The sequence below is a fragment of the Sphingobium sp. TomTYG75 genome, assembly GCF_054771635.1.
On the sequence record NZ_BSRE01000001.1, the window covers coordinates 1143396 to 1159891 of the forward strand.

Consider the following 16496-nt stretch of genomic DNA (forward strand, 5'->3'; position numbering starts at 1 on the left):
TTGTTCCCGGTCGCCTAAGCGATTGGAGTGATCGACCCCACTGCCCTGCCCGCCCTTCATGCCAGCCATGGTGGGATCTGGTTGCGCGAGGGTGAAGACACCCGGGCGGTTGCAAAGGGAGCGGCCATCGCCTGCGCCGCAGAGACACCCACTTTGCTGCTCAATGCGCCGCTGACGGGGCAACGGCTCGGCTATCCTGAACTTAACGGCCTAGACCTGCTGGAGCTTTGGGCTTTCGTCCACCCGGCCCGCTTCCTTGTTCCCACGCCCAAGGGCCTTGCCGAAGCGCTCGGCCTGGAACGGCCGAGCAGTGAAGCGGACATTCCGCAGCTGCTGCAAGCCGCCACCGCCGCGCTGCTGGACATGCTCGGATCGCCTTCATGGACCGAGCGGGAAGGCGGCTGGACTTCCGCCCAAACGCTGCACCGCCTCCGCTGGCCATGGGCGCCGCTGATCGCCCCCCGGATAAGCCGACCGTCCGAAGCGGAACGCTGGCTTTTCTCCCGCCTGCCCGAATGGGAGGAAACACCGCCGCGTCCAGCGCCGCGCACCATCTCCCTCGATGAAGAGGCGGTATTGGCGCGGCTCGCGCACCTGACCGGCAGCGCGGCGGAAGCGCGGCCGGGGCAGCGGGCCTATGCGGCAGCGGCCGTGGAAAGCTTCCGCCCGCGGCAGCACCGGGATCAACCCAACATGCTGCTGGCAGAGGCTGGCACCGGGATCGGCAAGACGTTGGGCTATCTCGCCCCGGCGTCGCTTTGGGCATCACAGGCGCAAGGCACGGTATGGATATCGACCTATACCAAAGCGCTCCAACGGCAGCTTGACCGCGAAAGCCTTCGCCTCTTCCCCGATCCCGCAACGGCAGCGCGGCGGATCGTCGTACGCAAGGGGCGCGAAAATTACCTCTGCCTGCTGAACCTGGAGGATGCGCTACAGGGCGGCTTTTCCGGCCGCGCGGCTATCCTGGCCCAACTGGTCGCGCGCTGGGCGGCGTTTAGCAAGGATGGCGACATGGTCGGCGGCGACCTGCCCGGCTGGCTGCCGACATTGTTCCGCCGCAATGGATCGACAGCGCTGACCGACCGGCGGGGCGAATGCATCTACGCGGGCTGTCCGCATTACCGCAAATGCTTCATCGAACGGTCGGCGCGCGCCTCGGCCGACGCGGACATCGTCATCGCCAATCACGCCCTCGTCATGATCAACGCCGCGCGCGGTCGTGAGACAGGCCAGCGGCCCCAGCGCATCATCTTCGATGAGGGCCATCACCTTTTCGACGCGGCCGACTCCACCTTTTCCGTCGCCTTGTCAGGGCAGGAAGCCATCGAGCTGCGCCGCTGGGTCATGGGACCTGAAGGCAATTCGCGCGGTCGGCGGCGCGGTCTTGCCGCCCGCCTTTCGGATTTGGCCAGCTATGACGAGGAAGGCGGCCAGGCGATCCGCGCGGCGGCGGACGCCGCGCGCGCGCTGCCAGCCGATGAATGGCTGAAGCGGATCGTCGCGGGGGAACCCTTCGGACCACTTGAACAGCTGCTCGCCGCGGTGCGTGGCACCGTCTATGCCCGCGCCGCCGACGTTGGGGAAGCGGACGCAGGCTATGGACTGGAAACGGAAGTTGCCGAGCCAGATGGCCCGCTGGTCGAAGCCGCGCAGGAGGCGGCGCTGGCGCTCGACGCTTTGCTGCGGCCGCTCAACCGGCTTAGCAAACGGCTGGAGGCAGTCATCGAGGATGCGCCCGATTGGCTCGACGGCGCAGCCCGCGCACGGATCGAAGGCGCGATTGCTTCGCTCGGCTGGCGGTGCGACCTCATCGCCGCTTGGCTCGCGCTGCTGGCCCGGATCGGCGGCCCGGCTGATGCGGATTTCGTCGACTGGATGACGGTCGATCGCATCGAAGGGCGGGAATTCGACATCGGCATCCACCGCCACTGGCTGGACCCCACCCGACCCCTGGCTGAAACCGTGCTGAAACCTGCACAGGGCGTGCTTATAACCTCCGCGACACTCAAGGGCGGCGGCGATTGGGACAATGCGGAAAGCCGCAGCGGGGCGAGCCATCTCCCGCACGGTGCCCAACGGTTCGAAGCGGCAAGCCCGTTCGACTATCCCGGCCGCGCCGAGGTGCTGGTCGTCACGGACATCAAGCGCGGGGACATTGCCGCACTGTCAGGCGCCTATGGGCGCCTGATCGAAGCGGCGGGCGGCGGGACGCTCGGCCTGTTTACGGCGATACGGCGGTTGCGTGCGGTCCATGCGCGCATCGCCGATCGCCTCGCGCGAGCGGGCCTGCCGCTCTACGCCCAGCATGTCGATCCAATGGACACCGGAACGCTGATCGACATCTTCCGAGACGATCCGCGCGCGTCACTGCTCGGCACCGACGCCTTGCGCGATGGGGTCGATGTGCCCGGTCATTCGCTGCGGCTCGTCGTGATGGAGGGCGTTCCCTGGTCGAAACCCACGGTGCTGCACGCCGCCCGCCGTCTCGCCGGAGGGGGCGCCGCCTATGACGATCGGCTGATCCGCGCCCGGTTGGCCCAAGCCTTTGGCCGCCTGATCCGCCGCGCCGAGGATCGCGGCAGCTTCGTCATATTGTCGGCCGCGATGCCCAGTCGTCTGCTCAGCGCCTTCCCGCCGGGCACCCCCATTCGCCGCGTGACCCTTGACGAAGCGATCATTGCGGTCAGCGCCCATTGCCACGCTGGCCTTGGCGACGGCATGCCGCTAGGGCAACGAGGACACGAATCCGGCATTCCCGACCTGGAGCAAAGATGAAGCGGTTAACCCTGTTGCGCCACGCCAAGTCCGACTGGGACGATCCGGTAGAGCGGGATTTCGACCGGCCACTGAACCGACGCGGGGAAAAGGCGGCGCTGCTGATCGGTCAATATGCCCGCAACCGGAAAATGCAATTCGACTTTCTCGTCGCCTCTCCCGCGGTGCGGGTTGTGCAGACTCTCGACACCTTCCTTGAAGGCTATGGCCAGCCGCTCGATCCTCATTGGGATCGCCGCATATATCTGGCGTCCGTGGCAACGTTACTGGATGTCCTGCGCGATTTGCCGGACACTGCAAGCAACGTGATCCTGGCAGGACATAATCCCGGCCTCGAAGAACTTATCCTGGAACTGGTGCCGGACAATGACGCCAGCCCGCTACGCGGCGATGTGGAAGTCAAGTTTCCGACGGCCAGCATCGCGGTTCTGGATCTGGATATCGATGCCTGGGCGGACGTCGCACCGAACGCGGGAACGCTGATGAGCTTCACCCGCCCGCGTGATCTGGATCCGGCGCTAGGCCCGGAATCGCGTTAAATCAACTGTTCTAAGTCACCAAGGTCGCTGCTGGCGCAGAGTGAGTTCAACCCGGACCACCCACCTCCGTTCGGGCTGAGCTTGTCGAAGCCCTCTTCTTTTTGAGGGGCAGTAAAGCCCTTCGACAAGCTTGGGGCAAACCGGTTTAAAGGGCGGCACTGAGTTAGAGCTGGAAGCACTAAGTAAACTCGAGGCGCTGAACTTACTCCCCCATAGCCTGCGCCAAAGCCGCCCGGATCGCCTGAAGCCGATCCAGCAAATCCGCACCCCGCTCAGGCTTGGCCGAAACGGCAGGAGCTGGAACAGCGGCAGGCTTCGCCACGGCGATCCCATCGGCAAGCGCCTTTTGCGCGCCCCGCACCGTGAAGCCCTCTTCGTTCAACAACTGATTGATGCGCCTGACCAGCGCCACATCCGCTGGCCTGTAATAGCGGCGATTACCCGACCGCTGGAGAGGACGCAGTTGGGGAAAACGCGTTTCCCAGTAACGCAGAATATGCTGCGGAAGCCCCAGTTCCCCGGACAGCTCGCTAATCGTCAGGAACGCACCCTCTGCCTTTTCCATGGGTCCGATGTTGCACCTATCAGGGCGCAAAGGTCAACCATGCGCGGGATTAACTGGCAGCTGTCCTTAGGGCCTAACCTATCAGGATGCGGCAACGCGGTCCCGCATGGTCTGGCTGGCGCGGAAGGTCAACACGCGGCGCGGTTCGATGGGCACCTCAACCCCTGTCTTGGGATTACGGCCCATGCGCTGGGTCTTGTCGCGCAGAACGAAGGTGCCAAAGCTCGATATCTTCACATTTTCCCCGCGTTCCAGTGCGGAGGTCATATGTTCCAATATGGACTCGATAAGCGCGGCGGCCTCGGATCGTGAAAGGCCAATATGACGATTGACGCTTTCCGCCAGATCTGCGCGTGTCAGGGTGCCATTGCCAGTCATCGAACGTCCCCACCTTCATTCGCCGGGTCAATGCCGACGACAATGGTAAATTGTGCGATAAGCTGAGTGATTCGGCAAGATGACTCGCCGAAGAAAGTCAAAGAATTCCGGGTAGATGCCTTGGCTTAGACCCGAAGGACGCAAGCGCCCCAAGTAAAGCCGCCGCCCATCGCCTCCAGCACGAGCAGGTCGCCGGACTTAATCCGGCCGTCACGCATGGCCAGATCAAGCGCCAATGGCACCGAAGCGGCGGAAGTATTGGCGTGGCGATCCACCGTCATGACGACCCGATCGGGCGACAGCTTCAGCTTCCGCGCGGTGGCGTCCAGAATGCGCGCATTCGCCTGATGAGGGATCAGCCAGTCGATCTTATCGGTGCCGAGGCCCGCTATTTCCATGACCTCGGTCAGTACCGAGGCGAGGTTGACGACCGCATGGCGGAAGACTTCCTGCCCCTTCATGCGCAGCTTGCCGACCGTCTTCGTCGTCGAAGGCCCGCCATCGACATAGAGAAGCTGGTTGTGCCGACCGTCAGCATGCAGCTTTGAGGCCAATATGCCGCGCGCGCCGTCTGCGCTTTCCTCCGCGCCCAGTACGATCGCCCCCGCGCCGTCCCCGAACAGGACGCAGGTCGTCCGATCTTCCCAGTCGAGAATGCGGCTGAACGTCTCCGATCCGATCACCAGCGCCTTTTGCGCGGCGCCAGACTGGATCATGCTGTCCGCCACCGTCACCGCGTAGAGGAAGCCCGAGCACACAGCCGCGACGTCGAACGCCACGCAATCATTGATCCCGAGCGCTGCCTGCACAATGGTCGCGCTGGCGGGAAAGGTCTGGTCCGGCGTGGCCGTCGCCAGAATGATGAGGTCGATATCCTGCGCCGCCAAGCGCGCCGCATCCAATGCCGCGCGAGCGGCATCGGTCGCGAGGCTTGCGGTCGTTTCGCCGTCGCCCGCGATGTGGCGATTGCGGATGCCGGTGCGTTCGACGATCCATTCGTCGCTCGTGTCCACGGTCTCCGCCAGTTCAGCGTTGCTGACAGCGCGAACCGGGAGAGCCGACCCCGTACCCAGAAGAACGGACCTGCGAATCACTTTGCGGCGAGCTCCTGTTTGGACGCCACGGCCGAAAGCGCGCTGACGCCCGCCATGTCGGCGGCGATACGCCGCGTAATATCTTCTTCCAACAGCCGCGCAGCGACATGGACGGCATTGGCAACGCCCTTGTCATTGGCGTTGCCATGACTTTTCACCACGACACCGTTCAGGCCCAGAAACACCGCACCATTATGGTTGTTGGGGTCCAGATGATGTTTGAGCAGGTGCATGGCGGGCTTGGAAATCAGGAATCCGATCTTGGACCGGATAGAACTGGTAAAGGCCGTCCGCAGCAGGTCGGTGACGAAACGCGCCGTGCCCTCCGCCGTCTTCAGCGCCACATTGCCGGAAAAACCGTCGCTGACGATCACATCGGCCTCGCCGCGCCCGATCTTGTCGCCTTCGGTAAAGCCATCGAACGACAGAGGCAGGCTCGTCGCCGCGCGCAGAATCGCGGCAGCGTCACGGATTTCTTCCGTGCCCTTCATGTCTTCCGTGCCGATGTTCATGATGCGAACGCGCGGGCGTTCAAGGTCGAAAGCGATGCGCGCATAGGCCGCGCCCATCACCGCAAACTGCACCAGGTTGCGGGCGTCGCACTCTGTATTGGCGCCCAGGTCCAGCATGACCACGTCATTGTCGCCGAGCGTAGGCAGCAAAGCCGCCAGAGCGGGCCGATCAATGCCCGGCATGGTACGCAGCGCCAGCTTGGCCATCGCCATCAACGCGCCGGTATTACCCGACGAGACCGCAGCGCCCGCCTCGCCAGCCTTCACCGCAGCGATCGCCATGCTCATGGAGCTGGCCTTCTTGCGGATGGCGGCGCTGGGCTTATCCCCCGCAGACACGACATCGCTGGCGTGCACCACTTCGGAAGCGGCACGCAGATTCGGATGATTGTCGAGCGCGGCCTTGATCCGCGCCTCGTCTCCGAAAAGGGTGAAGCGTAGCCCTTCGTGGCGGTGACGGGCGAGCGCTACACCCGCCATCATCACGCGCACGCCTTCATCCCCGCCCATCGCGTCGATTGCGATTCGCGGTTGGCTGGACACTTCAGGACACCTTTGCAGGAGGGAGTGTGTCGTCAGGCCCCGACGGCAACGACTTCGCGGCCGTTATAGTGGCCGCAGGCGTCGCACAGATTATGCGGGCGCTTGAGTTCACCGCAGTTCGAGCATTCCTGGAACGCTTCAACGCGCAGCGCGTCGTGGCTGCGACGCATGCCGCGACGGGACGGGGAAGTTTTCCTCTTGGGGACAGCCATGTCGGCACCTTATTCCATAATTAGATCTGGTTAAGCGACTGGCCGAAATCCGATGAATATCGACGCCACAGGCGCCGCAGACCCATGCGGCCCGGGTGATCGCGAAGCCCTGCGCCTATAGCGTTTTTTGGCAGGGGTGCAAGTCCTTCCTTGCCCCGAAACGATGGCCGCCTATTGTACCGCCAACGTAAGGATAGGGAGAAACATGCGATGCTGTTGCCGATCACGCTGACCTTGGCCGCTGCCTGCGCGCTTCTCAACCTGTGGCTCGCATTTCGCTGCGTCCGGATTCGCGTCGGCGGCAAAGTGCTGCATGGCGATGGTGGCGATCAACTGCTTGCGCGCCGGATACGGGCGCATGCGAACTTCGCCGAATATACGCCGATCATCCTCATCCTCTTCGCCCTGATCGAGCTGGCCATAGGCTCGCCGCTGTGGTTGTGGATAGGCGCGCTGACCTATGTCATCGCGCGCGCTTCGCACGGGATAGGCATGGACGCGGATCGCCCTAACGCCTGGCGGGCAGGCGGCGCGATGCTCACCTGGGTGGTGACGGCGGCGCTGGCAATGGCGGCGCTATATGTCGCCTATCACGCGACCCGCGCGGTGCCTGCACCACCAGCCATGGCCGCGCGCTAGCCGTTAGCCGAGGACCGCGTCACTAACGAACGGATTGGTGCGGCGCTCATGGGCGAAATCGCTCATCGGGCCGTGGCCGGGGACAAAAGCGGTGTCGCCACCCAGCGGCCAAAGCTTGCCCGTGATGGCGTCGATCAGCTGCTGGTGATTGCCCATCGGGAAATCCGTGCGGCCGATCGATCCCTGGAACAGCACGTCGCCGACGATCGCGAGCTTGCTGGGCGCGTGATGGAACACGACATGGCCGGGCGTGTGGCCGGGGCAATGATAGACGTCCAGCACCAGATCGCCGACCGTCACCTGATCGCCATCGGCCAGCCAGCGATCCGGCTCAAAGATCTTTCCGTTCACGCCATAATTGCGGCCGTCCTCTTCCAGTCGGCTGATCCAGAAGCGATCGGCCTCATGCGGCCCTTCGATCGGAACGCCGAGTTCCTTGGCCAACGTGCCCGCCTCGCCGCAATGGTCGATATGGCCGTGCGTCACCAATATCTTTTCGATCGTCACGCCCTGCTGCTCCGCAGCGGCCTTCAGCCGCGGGAGGTCCCCACCCGGATCGACGAACGCACCCCTATTGGTGGCCGTGCACCAGAAGAGCGTGCAATTCTGCTGCAAGGGAGTGACGGGAATCAGGGCGGCTTTGAGCGGAGGCGTGGTCATGGCGGAGATGTGGCGAAGGCGGGCGTGGGGCGCAAGAGCTAGCCCGCGTCTTCCATCGCCAGCGGTTCGGCCAGGCTTATCCCGTCCAGCACCTTCGCTGTCTCGTCCCGCACGCGCAGCATCACGCGGTGCAGCCTGCATTCCGATTCGGGGAGGCAGTTGGTGCAGGTCTCATGCGCGAATCGGCTGGCACAGGGTGTCAGCGCCAGCGATCCGCGCGTCAGCCGCACAATGTCTCCATAGCTCACATCAACCGGCGCCAGCGCCAGCCAATAGCCCCCGTCCCGCCCCCGCTGCGTCGCCACCAGCCCTTCGCGCGACAGTTCCGACAGGATCACCGTCAGGAACTTCGCCGGAATATTCTGCCGCGTCGCAATCTCGTTCAGCGGCACGGGGCCTTGGCGGTAGCGGTCGGCAAGATGCTGGAGAGCGCGGATGGCGTAACGGGTCTTCTGCGAAAGCATATTCCGGTTATTCGCCCCCGCGCCTCATTTGACAAGTCGCCGCGGGGCCGATCAGGCCTTCACCTTGCTCAGCGCTTCTTCATAGGTGGTAGCCTTGAAGCCAACGACGGTCCGCCCGCCAACGTCCAGGATCGGCCGCTTGATCATGGAGGGGTTGGTGCTCATCAGCAGGATCGCTTTTTCCGCATCGATATGCGCCTTGTCGCCCGCGTCCAGCGCCTTGAAGGTCGTTCCAGAACGGTTGAGGATGGTTTCCCACCCATGTTCCATCACCCACTCTTCCAGCTTGCCCTTGTCCACGCCGGAAACCTTATAGTCGTGGAAGCTGTAGGAGACGCGCTCATTGTCCAGGAAATTGCGCGCCTTCTTGATGGTGTCGCAATTTTTGATGCCATACATGGTAATCATGGGGGTCAGCCTTTGAACGCGGTGACTTCGATCTCGATCTTCATCTCCGGCTTGATAAGGCCGACGACGACGCAGCTTGCGGCCGGACGAATCTCACCGAACACGGGCGCGGTCGCTTTGCCAAGGTCATCCCAATAGGCCGGGTCAGTGATATAATAGGTCACGCGCACGACATCGGCGAAGGAAAATCCTGCATCCTCCAGCGCCTTGCCGATGACCTTCAGCGCGTTGACGCCCTGATCGACGACGCTTTCGGGCATCGTCTTGGTTTCCGGGTCGGTGCCGGTCGTACCGGCGACGAAGCACCAGTCGCCCTGAACCACGGCGCGCGAATAGCCGACCTGCGCCTCGAAAGGCGAACCCGAGGAGATGAGTTTGCGGGACATGGGATTTCCTTCGAAGGGGTAGCGATGAAAGGGATCGGGCGGCTCTTGCCCCCTGCCGTCTCCCCTGTCCAGCGCCTTTTGGACAGCCATGGAACGGGCGCCCCGGTTGATCGGTTGGGCAGGCAAGGAGACATGCCATGGACCAGCCAAAGGATCAGTCAGACAAGGACCGATTTCCCGACGATATCGAGGAAAATGACGAGCAGAGAGACCGGGGATCGCAGGCGCAGGATGTCGCCGACGACGCCCGCGCGCGCAGCACCGACTTGTCGGAGGACAGCGAACGAGGCGGAACCCCAAACCCCGCGCAGATCATCCCCGAAGACACGCCCGACCTGGTCGAGCGGATGGAGGAAATGAACCGTTCCGGACGGATCGACAACGACGCCTTCGCGGGAGAACCGCAGATGGATGATGAGGAAGACTATCTCGGCAACACCGAGGACGAGGAATAGCGCCGAGGCGGGATAAGGCGCGCGCTCCCCTTCACGGGCCTTCCGGCCCCAGCCGCTGGAGCGTCGTGCCCTAAATTGGCACTGCCCCTGTTACCGTTCGCCCTGAGCCTGTCGAAGGGTCCTTCTTCTTTTTTATAAAGAGGGCTTCGACATCCGAATGAGGCAAGTGACTCGTTCGGACAGCCCGAACGGAATTGAGTGATCCAGATAAGATCACGAAGCTCTGAAGGCCCAAAGCCGCCATAACGGAGGGTAAACGGATCAGCTTAGCCGCGCGCCGCCAGCAACGCAGCCTAGGTTAGCGGGATGATCCGCCTGTGCAAACTGCTTCCTCCCCTCCTCGCCCTTCATATCCTGCTGATCGGATCGGCGGGGCCTGTCCGGGCGGAAAATCCTTCTTCGCGCTTCGGCCTGTGCCACGGCATAGGCGGGCCGGATTGCGTGGTCGATGGAGACACATTCTGGATGGCGGGGACCAAAATCCGCATCGCCGACATCGACACGCCGGAAACCCACGGGCCGCGTTGCAGTGCCGAGGGCGCGCTGGGCACGCGGGCAACGCAGCGGTTGCTGGCGCTGCTCAATGCGGGCGCCTTTTCACTTATGCCGGTGGAGCGAGAGCGGGATCGCTATGGACGGACCCTGCGCATCGTGACGCGACAGGGCCGGTCGATCGGTGCATTGCTGGTCGCCGAAGGTCTGGCGCGCCCCTGGACCGGAGCGCGCCAGCCATGGTGCCGTAGTTAGCGGCAGCTGATACCGCCGCGGTCAATCTCGCGGCCGAGCAGAGCGCCCGCACCCGCTCCGATCAGCACGCCAGCAGTGTTCGAATAACCGCGATCCAGCTGCCCGCCGAGCAACCCGCCCAGCGCCGCGCCGACGATCAGGCCGGTCGTGCCGTCCGAACGGCGGCAATAATAGCGGTCGTCGTAGCCGCGATAGATGCGAGTGCCCCGCGTCACGCGGATCGGCTCATAGCCGCTGCGATAATAGCGATCGGGCCGATAGCGGCTGCCATAGCGGCGATCCGGGCGGTTCCAGTCATAGCTGTAGACGACCCCACCGGGACGGCGCCAGCCATTGTGGCGGCCATTGTCGTGGCGGCCTTCGCGCTTCCAATCGCGGTCCCCACGATCACCCCGCCAATCGCGGTCATGCTTGTCGAAATGCTTGCCGCCATGGCGCTCGTCATGTCGGCCATGGCCGGGCTGCGCAAAAGCAGAGGTCGCAGCAACGCCAGTCAGCGTCATCGCCCCTAGCGAAAAAGCGGCGATGGTGCGCTTGATCGAGAAGTTCATGTGATGCTCCTTGCCATAATTTATCAGGCTGTGAAGCTAAACACATGGCTTCGGCGAACGTTGCATGAACGGAACAAAACGGCGCGTTCAGCGGGCGGACAGGTTGACGGATTGCGCACACGGAAGAGTGGCGGAGTGTCGAAGTTCACACCGTTCTTGGTCGCAGAATTCTGCCATTTCCTACAGGGTCAAAGAGCCGCAGCCGGCTTAACATTTGTGGGAGGCTGTAGGACAGGGAAATAGGATTTTCAGGCACTTTTAGAAAGCGCGTTCAATGGCCTTCTGCTGGTCCGCCGTGAACGTGTCGGAAGCGGCGGCGGGTGCAGCCGCCTCATCATGATCCTGATCGCCTGAACCGACGAACTGAATCGCCGTGAGGATCACCAGCACAGACCATAGCAGCGCCATCCAGCGGCTGGTAAAGAGTGAGGAGAGGCGGACGCCGAACATGGGCACCAAGATACGAGCTCACCAGTTAAAACATGGTGTCACTCAATCAAGGACGCACATCACGCACTTTGATAAGGCTCATGAAATCCGATCCGAACCGCTTCATCTCCGAGCTTCGGCACGGAAACCATCAAGAAATTGAGCTGGCTTAAGTGCTGGATCAATCTCACAGGATGGTTATCGCCATTCACTCCTACAAATACGAGCTTGTCGGTTCCAAATCGATAAATTTCGCGGACGTGCACACACAGGCCAGCGGGCCCGCCTACGACAGGCATTCCGATCTCATGGTCATTATCTAGCCCCTTCTCGAAATCCGCGATCTCCGCGTGAATAGCGTTCACAGCATACTCAGCCATGTTAGGCGGCTCGAGGAAGTCCAAGTTTGGCAGCGGCCGTGGAACGACCGGCTTTATCGGCTGGAGATTGAGGCTACCTAGTCCCATAAGATCCGCCAAGTCACCTACCTTCACTCCGCCGCGATCCCCGCAGCCTTGAACATGTCCGGATCGCTCACCTCATCAGCATTGGCCGCGTCGCCAGCCTTGAGCTGCTTCCGCCGATCAAACGCATCCCACACTTCATTCCACTGGCCGCGCGTCGCGCCCTTCGAATATTCCGTCGCGCGGGTTTCGAAGAAGTTGGCGTGCTCGACACCGTTCAGCAGCGGCGTCAGCCAGGGGAGCGGGTGCTCGTCGATCATGTAGATGGGCTTCAGGCCCAGCTGGCCTAAGCGCCAGTCGGCGATGTAGCGGACATATTTCTTGATGTCCTTGGGCGTCATGCCAGGCACCGGACCCATTTCGAAGACGAGGTCGATGAACGCGTCTTCGATCCGCACCGTCTTCTGGCACATGTCCATGATGTCGTCCTTGACCGACGGCGTCAGGCAGTCGCGTTCCTTGGTGAAGGCGTGGAACAGCTTGATGATGCCTTCGCAGTGCAGCGTCTCGTCGCGCACCGACCAGGTGACGATCTGGCCCATGCCCTTCATCTTGTTGAAGCGCGGGAAGTTCATCAGCATGGCGAAGGAGGCGAAGAGCTGGAGCCCCTCGGTAAAGCCGCCGAACATCGCCAGCGTCTTGGCGATATCCTCGTCCGTATCGACGCCGAACTGGCTCAGATAGTCATGCTTATCCTTCATCTCCTTATACTGCATGAAGGCCGAATATTCGGTTTCGGGCATGCCGATCGTGTCGAGCAGATGGCTGTAGGCGGCGATGTGAACCGTTTCCATGTTGCTGAACGCGGTCAGCATCATCTTCACTTCGGTCGGCTTGAACACGCGGCCATATTTTTCGTGGTAGCAGTCCTGCACTTCCACGTCGGCCTGGGTGAAGAAGCGGAAGATCTGGGTCAGCAGGTTGCGTTCGTGATCGGACAGCTTTTGCGCCCAATCGCGGCAATCCTCGCCCAGCGGCACTTCCTCGGGCAGCCAGTGCAACTGCTGCTGGCGCTTCCAATATTCATAGGCCCAGGGATATTCGAAAGGCTTGTAGACCTTGCTGGCTTGAAGAAGGGGCATTGGGTCGGCTCCGCGAATTAATGGACAAGCGCAACCTGCACGGGCGCGGGACGTTCAGTCCCCGTCATTCCCGGCACAGGAGCAATATGATGGTTGATCTTACCAGCATCAAGGAACATGCTGAGGTTATCGGCGCTGATGGCGTCCATGTCGGCACTGTCGATCACGTCGAGGGTGCCGAAGGACATCAGCGTATCAAGCTGATCAAGGCGGATAGCGGCCAGGGAAGTCACTCCGGGCATCATCATTATATCAGCCAGGGACTGATCGCCGGGATTGATGAGGATGGCACTGTGCGGCTGTCTGCGACCGGTGCCAACGCTGTCCTCTTTGAAGAAGAAGAGGACGAGGGGTAAGGCCTCCGGGGCTGATTGCGTGGGCGCGGTCAGTGTTGCCACCGCCGCGCCCATCCCCCCCATTAACTCATTGGCACGCAAGACATTCGTCATAGTCTGTGCTTCCCCCAGCCAGCTCGAATTTCGGTGCGTCGATCGTGTTGTCGGCTTCCACCCCGCCAGCGAAGCCTGCGCGCTGCACCGACTTTGAGCGCAGATAGTAAAGCGACTTAATGCCCAGTTCCCACGCGCGGAAGTGGAGCATCATCAGGTCCCACTTTTCCACGTCCGCCGGGATGAAGAGGTTCAGCGACTGCGCCTGGTCGATAAAGGGCGTGCGGTCAGCGGCGAGCTCGAGCAGCCAGCGCTGGTCGATTTCGAAGCTGGTCTTGAACGTGTCCTTTTCTTCCTGGCTCAGGAAATCGAGATGCTGCACCGACCCGCCACGTTCCAGGATCGTATTCCAGACGTTGGTCGAATCCTTCGACTTGTCGCGCAGGATCTTTTCCAGATAGGGGTTCTTCACCACGAAGCTGCCGGACAGCGTCTTGTGCGTGTAGATGTTCGCCGGGATCGGTTCGATACAGGCCGATGTGCCGCCGCAGATGATGCTGATCGACGCGGTGGGCGCGATCGCCATTTTGCAGCTGAACCGTTCCATCACGCCCATGTCGGCGGCGTCCGGGCACGGCCCACGCTCGACCGCGAGCTGCATCGAAGCGTCGTTCACCTTCTCGCTGATATGCTTGAAGATGCGCAGGTTCCAGCTCTTGGCCATCGCCCCTTCGAAGGGAAGGCCACGGGCCTGGAGGAAGGAGTGGAACCCCATCACCCCCAGGCCCACTGACCGTTCACGTCCCGCGGAATATTTCGCCCGCGCCATTTCGTCCGGCGCACGGTCGATATAGTCCTGCAGCACATTGTCGAGGAAGCGCATGACGTCCTCGACAAAGACGGGGTCCTTATTCCATTCGTCCCAGGTTTCCAGATTCAGGGACGAAAGGCAGCAAACCGCCGTCCGGTCATTGCCGAGATGGTCGCGACCCGTCGGCAGTGTGATTTCTGAACAAAGATTGGAAGTCGAAACTTTCAGGCCGAGATCGCGATGATGCTTGGGCATCATGCTGTTCACGGTGTCGGAGAAGACGATATAGGGCTCGCCAGTCGCCAGGCGGGTTTCCACCAGCTTCTGGAACAGGCTGCGCGCATCGACCGTGCCACGGACGGAGCCGTCCTTGGGCGACTTGAGCGAGAACTCAGCGCCGGTGCGGACCGCCTCCATGAACTCGTCGGTCAGCAGGACGCCGTGGTGGAGGTTCAATGCCTTGCGGTTGAAGTCGCCGCTGGGCTTGCGGATTTCCAGAAACTCCTCGATCTCCGGATGAGAGACGTCGAGATAGCAGGCGGCAGACCCGCGGCGCAGACTGCCCTGGCTGATTGCGAGGGTGAGCGAGTCCATCACGCGGACGAAGGGGATGATGCCGCTGGTCTTGCCATTGAGACCGACCGGCTCGCCAATGCCGCGCACGCTGCCCCAATAGGTGCCGATGCCGCCGCCGCGCGAGGCCAGCCACACATTCTCGTTCCAGGTGTTGACGATGCCTTCCAGGCTGTCGTCCACGCTGTTCAGATAGCAGCTGATCGGCAGGCCGCGCCCGGTGCCGCCATTGGACAGCACGGGCGTCGCGGGCATGAACCACAGGCGCGAAATATAGTCGTAGACGCGCTGGGCATGGCCCTGATCATCGGCATAGGCGGCGGCGACGCGGGCGAACAGGTCCTGGTAATTTTCGCCGGGCAGCAGATAGCGGTCCTTCAGCGTGTCCTTGCCGAACTCGGTGAGCAGCGCATCGCGGCTTTCGTCCGTGACCACGTCGAACCGGCGCGCCTGGATGGACGATGAAGAACGCACGGCTTCCTTGGCTGGCGCAGCCTTCTTTTCCGCCACTGCTTCCACCACTTCGTCGATTACCGTCGCCACGTCACTTGCACCTGTCTGTTCGCTGTCACGAAAATCCATTCCGAGCCCCCGAATGTTCCTGTTTCGTTCGATTCGGTCAAGCCTCATCTTGTAAGGCCGCCCGGAACGGCAGCGGGGTGCGCCAGCAGCGGATCGCATGAGACAAAACGCCTCTCGCCCGGAAAATGGTCCGGCCGGTGCAATCACAATCTGTTGGGTAACCCCCGTTAACCCGATACAAGGGATAGTGCCACAGCTTGATCTGCTTGCAAGAGGGTAAATGACGGTATGAAGACTCCGGGCGGCGGAGGAGATGCTATCTGTATGGCATGGCGGTCATCCTGCATTGCAGCGACGCGCCGACTTCCCACGGTCCTGCAAAAGGCAAGGGAAACAATTTGAGAACGAAAATAATTTTCGCTTAGGCCCGAAATTGCCGGGATCAGGTCAGCACCCCTGCCCTGTTCCGCTAAGGATGGTGGTTCATCCACAACTTATCCACAAGCTGATGTGGATCAACTGAGGATGAGGAGCAGCCAAGAAACCGCCCGGAAACCATGGTAAGAGGCACGATCTTACCCCCCCCCCGGACCATGCAAAGAGGCAGAGCCGATGATTCTCTATTATCACCCCCTTTCCTCCTGTTGCTGGAAAGTACTGATCGCCCTTTATGAGAATGAAACGCCGTTCGAACGGGCGATGATGGAGGAACCCGGCGTGGCGGAGGCGTGGCTCGCGCTGTGGCCGCTGGGCAAGTTCCCGGTGCTGCGCGATGAGGCGCGGGACCAGACGATCGCCGAGGCGAGCATCATCATCGAATATCTGGGGCAGCAGTGCCCCGGCGCCTGCCGCCCGATCCCCGCCGATCCCGCCCAGGCGCTGGAGATGCGGCTGATGGATCGGCTGTTCGACAATTATGTCATGACGCCGATGCAGAAGATCGTGGCCGACCGGCTGCGGCCCGACGATGCGTGCGATGCCCATGGTGTGGGCGAAGCGCGCATCCTGCTGGGCAAGGCCTATGCGATGCTGGAGGAGCGGATCGGAGCGCGGCAATGGGCGGCGGGGGACGACTTCACGCTGGCGGATTGCGCCGCTGCCCCCGCTCTCTTCTATGCCGACAAGGTGGAACCGATGCGCGGCGGCTTTCCGGCACTGGCCGCTTATCTCGACCGGCTAGAGGCAAGGCCAAGCTTTGCCCGCGTGTTGGAGGAGAAGGAGCCCTGGTGGCACATGTTCCCCTATGCCAACGGATAGCTGACGCGGCATATCTGGACTCTCGACCCAATCCCTAT

General features: G+C 62.3%; 21 protein-coding genes. 7 read left to right on the plus strand and 14 right to left on the minus strand.

Going from position 1 to position 16496, the window contains the following annotated elements; all coding sequences use genetic code 11:
- The first annotated feature begins 27 nt into the window (after nt 1-27).
- Together ACYU81_RS05785 and ACYU81_RS05790 are read left to right on the plus strand one after the other, a co-directional pair.
- The gene (locus tag ACYU81_RS05785; protein ID WP_460986821.1) at nt 28-2778 is read left to right on the plus strand and encodes an ATP-dependent DNA helicase; all 2751 of its coding nucleotides are present in this window, start codon (nt 28-30) and stop codon (nt 2776-2778) included.
- A complete protein-coding gene (locus ACYU81_RS05790) occupies nt 2775-3317 on the plus strand; it encodes a SixA phosphatase family protein (protein WP_460986822.1) in 543 nt (180 codons plus the stop codon). Before ACYU81_RS05785 ends, ACYU81_RS05790 begins: the two co-directional genes overlap by 4 nt.
- A 202-nt stretch (nt 3318-3519) precedes the next feature.
- Here the strand turns inward: ACYU81_RS05790 and ACYU81_RS05795 are convergent, their stop codons facing one another.
- From ACYU81_RS05795 to rpmF, 5 genes are all read right to left on the minus strand, one after another.
- A complete protein-coding gene (locus tag ACYU81_RS05795; RefSeq protein ID WP_460986823.1) occupies nt 3520-3882 on the minus strand; it encodes a MerR family transcriptional regulator in 363 nt (120 codons plus the stop codon).
- Between the two features lie 81 nt (nt 3883-3963).
- The gene (gene ihfA, locus ACYU81_RS05800; protein ID WP_449474233.1) at nt 3964-4260 is read right to left on the minus strand and encodes an integration host factor subunit alpha; all 297 of its coding nucleotides are present in this window, start codon (nt 4258-4260) and stop codon (nt 3964-3966) included.
- Nucleotides 4261-4385: 125 nt separating this feature from the next.
- Nucleotides 4386-5354, minus strand: coding sequence for a beta-ketoacyl-ACP synthase III (locus ACYU81_RS05805; protein ID WP_460986824.1), 969 nt, complete (start codon nt 5352-5354; stop codon nt 4386-4388).
- Nucleotides 5351-6376 (minus strand): phosphate acyltransferase PlsX, encoded by a 1026-nt coding sequence (gene plsX / locus ACYU81_RS05810; RefSeq protein WP_449474679.1) that lies wholly within the window; start codon nt 6374-6376, stop codon nt 5351-5353. The genes ACYU81_RS05805 and plsX overlap by 4 nt, the downstream gene beginning before the upstream one ends.
- A gap of 65 nt (nt 6377-6441) precedes the next feature.
- Complete coding sequence (gene rpmF / locus ACYU81_RS05815) at nt 6442-6621, minus strand: 50S ribosomal protein L32 (RefSeq protein ID WP_081570365.1); 180 nt, start codon at nt 6619-6621, stop codon at nt 6442-6444.
- Nucleotides 6622-6831: 210 nt separating this feature from the next.
- Here rpmF and ACYU81_RS05820 point away from each other — a divergent pair, with 210 nt between their 5' ends.
- Complete coding sequence (locus ACYU81_RS05820; protein ID WP_460986825.1) at nt 6832-7260, plus strand: MAPEG family protein; 429 nt, start codon at nt 6832-6834, stop codon at nt 7258-7260.
- A 3-nt stretch (nt 7261-7263) separates the two neighbouring features.
- On the opposite strand, the gene ACYU81_RS05825 is transcribed toward ACYU81_RS05820, so the two are convergent.
- From ACYU81_RS05825 to ACYU81_RS05840, 4 genes are read right to left on the minus strand one after another with little or no spacing between them, the layout of a single operon-like run.
- Complete coding sequence (locus ACYU81_RS05825; protein WP_460986826.1) at nt 7264-7920, minus strand: MBL fold metallo-hydrolase; 657 nt, start codon at nt 7918-7920, stop codon at nt 7264-7266.
- A 38-nt stretch (nt 7921-7958) separates the two neighbouring features.
- The gene (locus ACYU81_RS05830; protein WP_460986827.1) at nt 7959-8384 is read right to left on the minus strand and encodes an RrF2 family transcriptional regulator; all 426 of its coding nucleotides are present in this window, start codon (nt 8382-8384) and stop codon (nt 7959-7961) included.
- 51 nt (nt 8385-8435) lie between these two features.
- Nucleotides 8436-8792 carry an ArsC family reductase gene (locus ACYU81_RS05835; protein WP_196224626.1) on the minus strand — a complete coding sequence of 119 codons (357 nt, stop codon included), beginning with the start codon at nt 8790-8792 and terminating at the stop codon, nt 8436-8438.
- A 5-nt stretch (nt 8793-8797) separates the two neighbouring features.
- Nucleotides 8798-9178 carry a RidA family protein gene (locus ACYU81_RS05840; protein ID WP_460988117.1) on the minus strand — a complete coding sequence of 127 codons (381 nt, stop codon included), beginning with the start codon at nt 9176-9178 and terminating at the stop codon, nt 8798-8800.
- 137 nt (nt 9179-9315) lie between these two features.
- On the opposite strand from ACYU81_RS05840, the gene ACYU81_RS05845 reads away from it, so the two are divergent.
- Together ACYU81_RS05845 and ACYU81_RS05850 are read left to right on the plus strand one after the other, a co-directional pair.
- On the plus strand, nt 9316-9633 hold the full coding sequence (locus ACYU81_RS05845; protein ID WP_449474241.1) for a hypothetical protein: 318 nt from the start codon (nt 9316-9318) through the stop codon (nt 9631-9633).
- A 306-nt stretch (nt 9634-9939) separates the two neighbouring features.
- The gene (locus ACYU81_RS05850) at nt 9940-10380 is read left to right on the plus strand and encodes a thermonuclease family protein (RefSeq protein WP_449474243.1); all 441 of its coding nucleotides are present in this window, start codon (nt 9940-9942) and stop codon (nt 10378-10380) included.
- Here the strand turns inward: ACYU81_RS05850 and ACYU81_RS05855 are convergent.
- The 4 genes from ACYU81_RS05855 to ACYU81_RS05870 all read right to left on the minus strand — a co-directional run bounded on the left by ACYU81_RS05855 (nt 10377) and on the right by ACYU81_RS05870 (nt 12906).
- Nucleotides 10377-10931, minus strand: a complete 555-nt coding sequence (locus ACYU81_RS05855; RefSeq protein WP_460986828.1) for a glycine zipper 2TM domain-containing protein — start codon at nt 10929-10931, stop codon at nt 10377-10379. The genes ACYU81_RS05850 and ACYU81_RS05855 overlap by 4 nt on opposite strands.
- 258 nt (nt 10932-11189) lie before the next feature.
- A complete protein-coding gene (locus tag ACYU81_RS05860) occupies nt 11190-11381 on the minus strand; it encodes a hypothetical protein (RefSeq protein ID WP_460988118.1) in 192 nt (63 codons plus the stop codon).
- 59 nt (nt 11382-11440) lie between these two features.
- A complete protein-coding gene (locus tag ACYU81_RS05865; protein ID WP_460986829.1) occupies nt 11441-11740 on the minus strand; it encodes a DUF6173 family protein in 300 nt (99 codons plus the stop codon).
- A 110-nt stretch (nt 11741-11850) separates the two neighbouring features.
- A complete protein-coding gene (locus ACYU81_RS05870) occupies nt 11851-12906 on the minus strand; it encodes a ribonucleotide-diphosphate reductase subunit beta (protein ID WP_460986830.1) in 1056 nt (351 codons plus the stop codon).
- Between the two features lie 89 nt (nt 12907-12995).
- Here ACYU81_RS05870 and ACYU81_RS05875 point away from each other — a divergent pair, with 89 nt between their 5' ends.
- Nucleotides 12996-13262 (plus strand): DUF2171 domain-containing protein, encoded by a 267-nt coding sequence (locus ACYU81_RS05875; protein ID WP_460988119.1) that lies wholly within the window; start codon nt 12996-12998, stop codon nt 13260-13262.
- A 67-nt stretch (nt 13263-13329) separates the two neighbouring features.
- Here the strand turns inward: ACYU81_RS05875 and ACYU81_RS05880 are convergent, their stop codons facing one another.
- Nucleotides 13330-15261, minus strand: a complete 1932-nt coding sequence (locus ACYU81_RS05880; protein WP_449474250.1) for a ribonucleoside-diphosphate reductase subunit alpha — start codon at nt 15259-15261, stop codon at nt 13330-13332.
- Nucleotides 15262-15813: 552 nt separating this feature from the next.
- On the opposite strand from ACYU81_RS05880, the gene ACYU81_RS05885 reads away from it, so the two are divergent.
- Nucleotides 15814-16458 carry a glutathione S-transferase family protein gene (locus ACYU81_RS05885; protein ID WP_460986831.1) on the plus strand — a complete coding sequence of 215 codons (645 nt, stop codon included), beginning with the start codon at nt 15814-15816 and terminating at the stop codon, nt 16456-16458.
- Nucleotides 16459-16496: the final 38 nt, after the last annotated feature.

Excerpts from the sequence above, each read along its gene's own strand:
- ihfA (WP_449474233.1), bottom strand. The coding sequence starts at position 4,260 with ATGACTGGCAATGGCACCCTGACACGCGCAGATCTGGCGGAAAGCGTC.
- ACYU81_RS05855 (WP_460986828.1), bottom strand. The coding sequence starts at position 10,931 with ATGAACTTCTCGATCAAGCGCACCATCGCCGCTTTTTCGCTAGGGGCG.
- ACYU81_RS05825 (WP_460986826.1), bottom strand. The coding sequence starts at position 7,920 with ATGACCACGCCTCCGCTCAAAGCCGCCCTGATTCCCGTCACTCCCTTG.
- ACYU81_RS05885 (WP_460986831.1), top strand. The coding sequence starts at position 15,814 with ATGATTCTCTATTATCACCCCCTTTCCTCCTGTTGCTGGAAAGTACTG.
- ACYU81_RS05860 (WP_460988118.1), bottom strand. The coding sequence starts at position 11,381 with ATGTTCGGCGTCCGCCTCTCCTCACTCTTTACCAGCCGCTGGATGGCG.
- ACYU81_RS05845 (WP_449474241.1), top strand. The coding sequence starts at position 9,316 with ATGGACCAGCCAAAGGATCAGTCAGACAAGGACCGATTTCCCGACGAT.
- ACYU81_RS05830 (WP_460986827.1), bottom strand. The coding sequence starts at position 8,384 with ATGCTTTCGCAGAAGACCCGTTACGCCATCCGCGCTCTCCAGCATCTT.
- ACYU81_RS05875 (WP_460988119.1), top strand. The coding sequence starts at position 12,996 with ATGGTTGATCTTACCAGCATCAAGGAACATGCTGAGGTTATCGGCGCT.
- ACYU81_RS05795 (WP_460986823.1), bottom strand. The coding sequence starts at position 3,882 with ATGGAAAAGGCAGAGGGTGCGTTCCTGACGATTAGCGAGCTGTCCGGG.
- plsX (WP_449474679.1), bottom strand. The coding sequence starts at position 6,376 with ATGGGCGGGGATGAAGGCGTGCGCGTGATGATGGCGGGTGTAGCGCTC.
- ACYU81_RS05865 (WP_460986829.1), bottom strand. The coding sequence starts at position 11,740 with ATGGCTGAGTATGCTGTGAACGCTATTCACGCGGAGATCGCGGATTTC.
- rpmF (WP_081570365.1), bottom strand. The coding sequence starts at position 6,621 with ATGGCTGTCCCCAAGAGGAAAACTTCCCCGTCCCGTCGCGGCATGCGT.
- ACYU81_RS05790 (WP_460986822.1), top strand. The coding sequence starts at position 2,775 with ATGAAGCGGTTAACCCTGTTGCGCCACGCCAAGTCCGACTGGGACGAT.
- ACYU81_RS05820 (WP_460986825.1), top strand. The coding sequence starts at position 6,832 with ATGCTGTTGCCGATCACGCTGACCTTGGCCGCTGCCTGCGCGCTTCTC.
- ACYU81_RS05850 (WP_449474243.1), top strand. The coding sequence starts at position 9,940 with ATGATCCGCCTGTGCAAACTGCTTCCTCCCCTCCTCGCCCTTCATATC.
- ACYU81_RS05840 (WP_460988117.1), bottom strand. The coding sequence starts at position 9,178 with ATGTCCCGCAAACTCATCTCCTCGGGTTCGCCTTTCGAGGCGCAGGTC.
- ACYU81_RS05835 (WP_196224626.1), bottom strand. The coding sequence starts at position 8,792 with ATGATTACCATGTATGGCATCAAAAATTGCGACACCATCAAGAAGGCG.
- ACYU81_RS05880 (WP_449474250.1), bottom strand. The coding sequence starts at position 15,261 with ATGGATTTTCGTGACAGCGAACAGACAGGTGCAAGTGACGTGGCGACG.
- ACYU81_RS05870 (WP_460986830.1), bottom strand. The coding sequence starts at position 12,906 with ATGCCCCTTCTTCAAGCCAGCAAGGTCTACAAGCCTTTCGAATATCCC.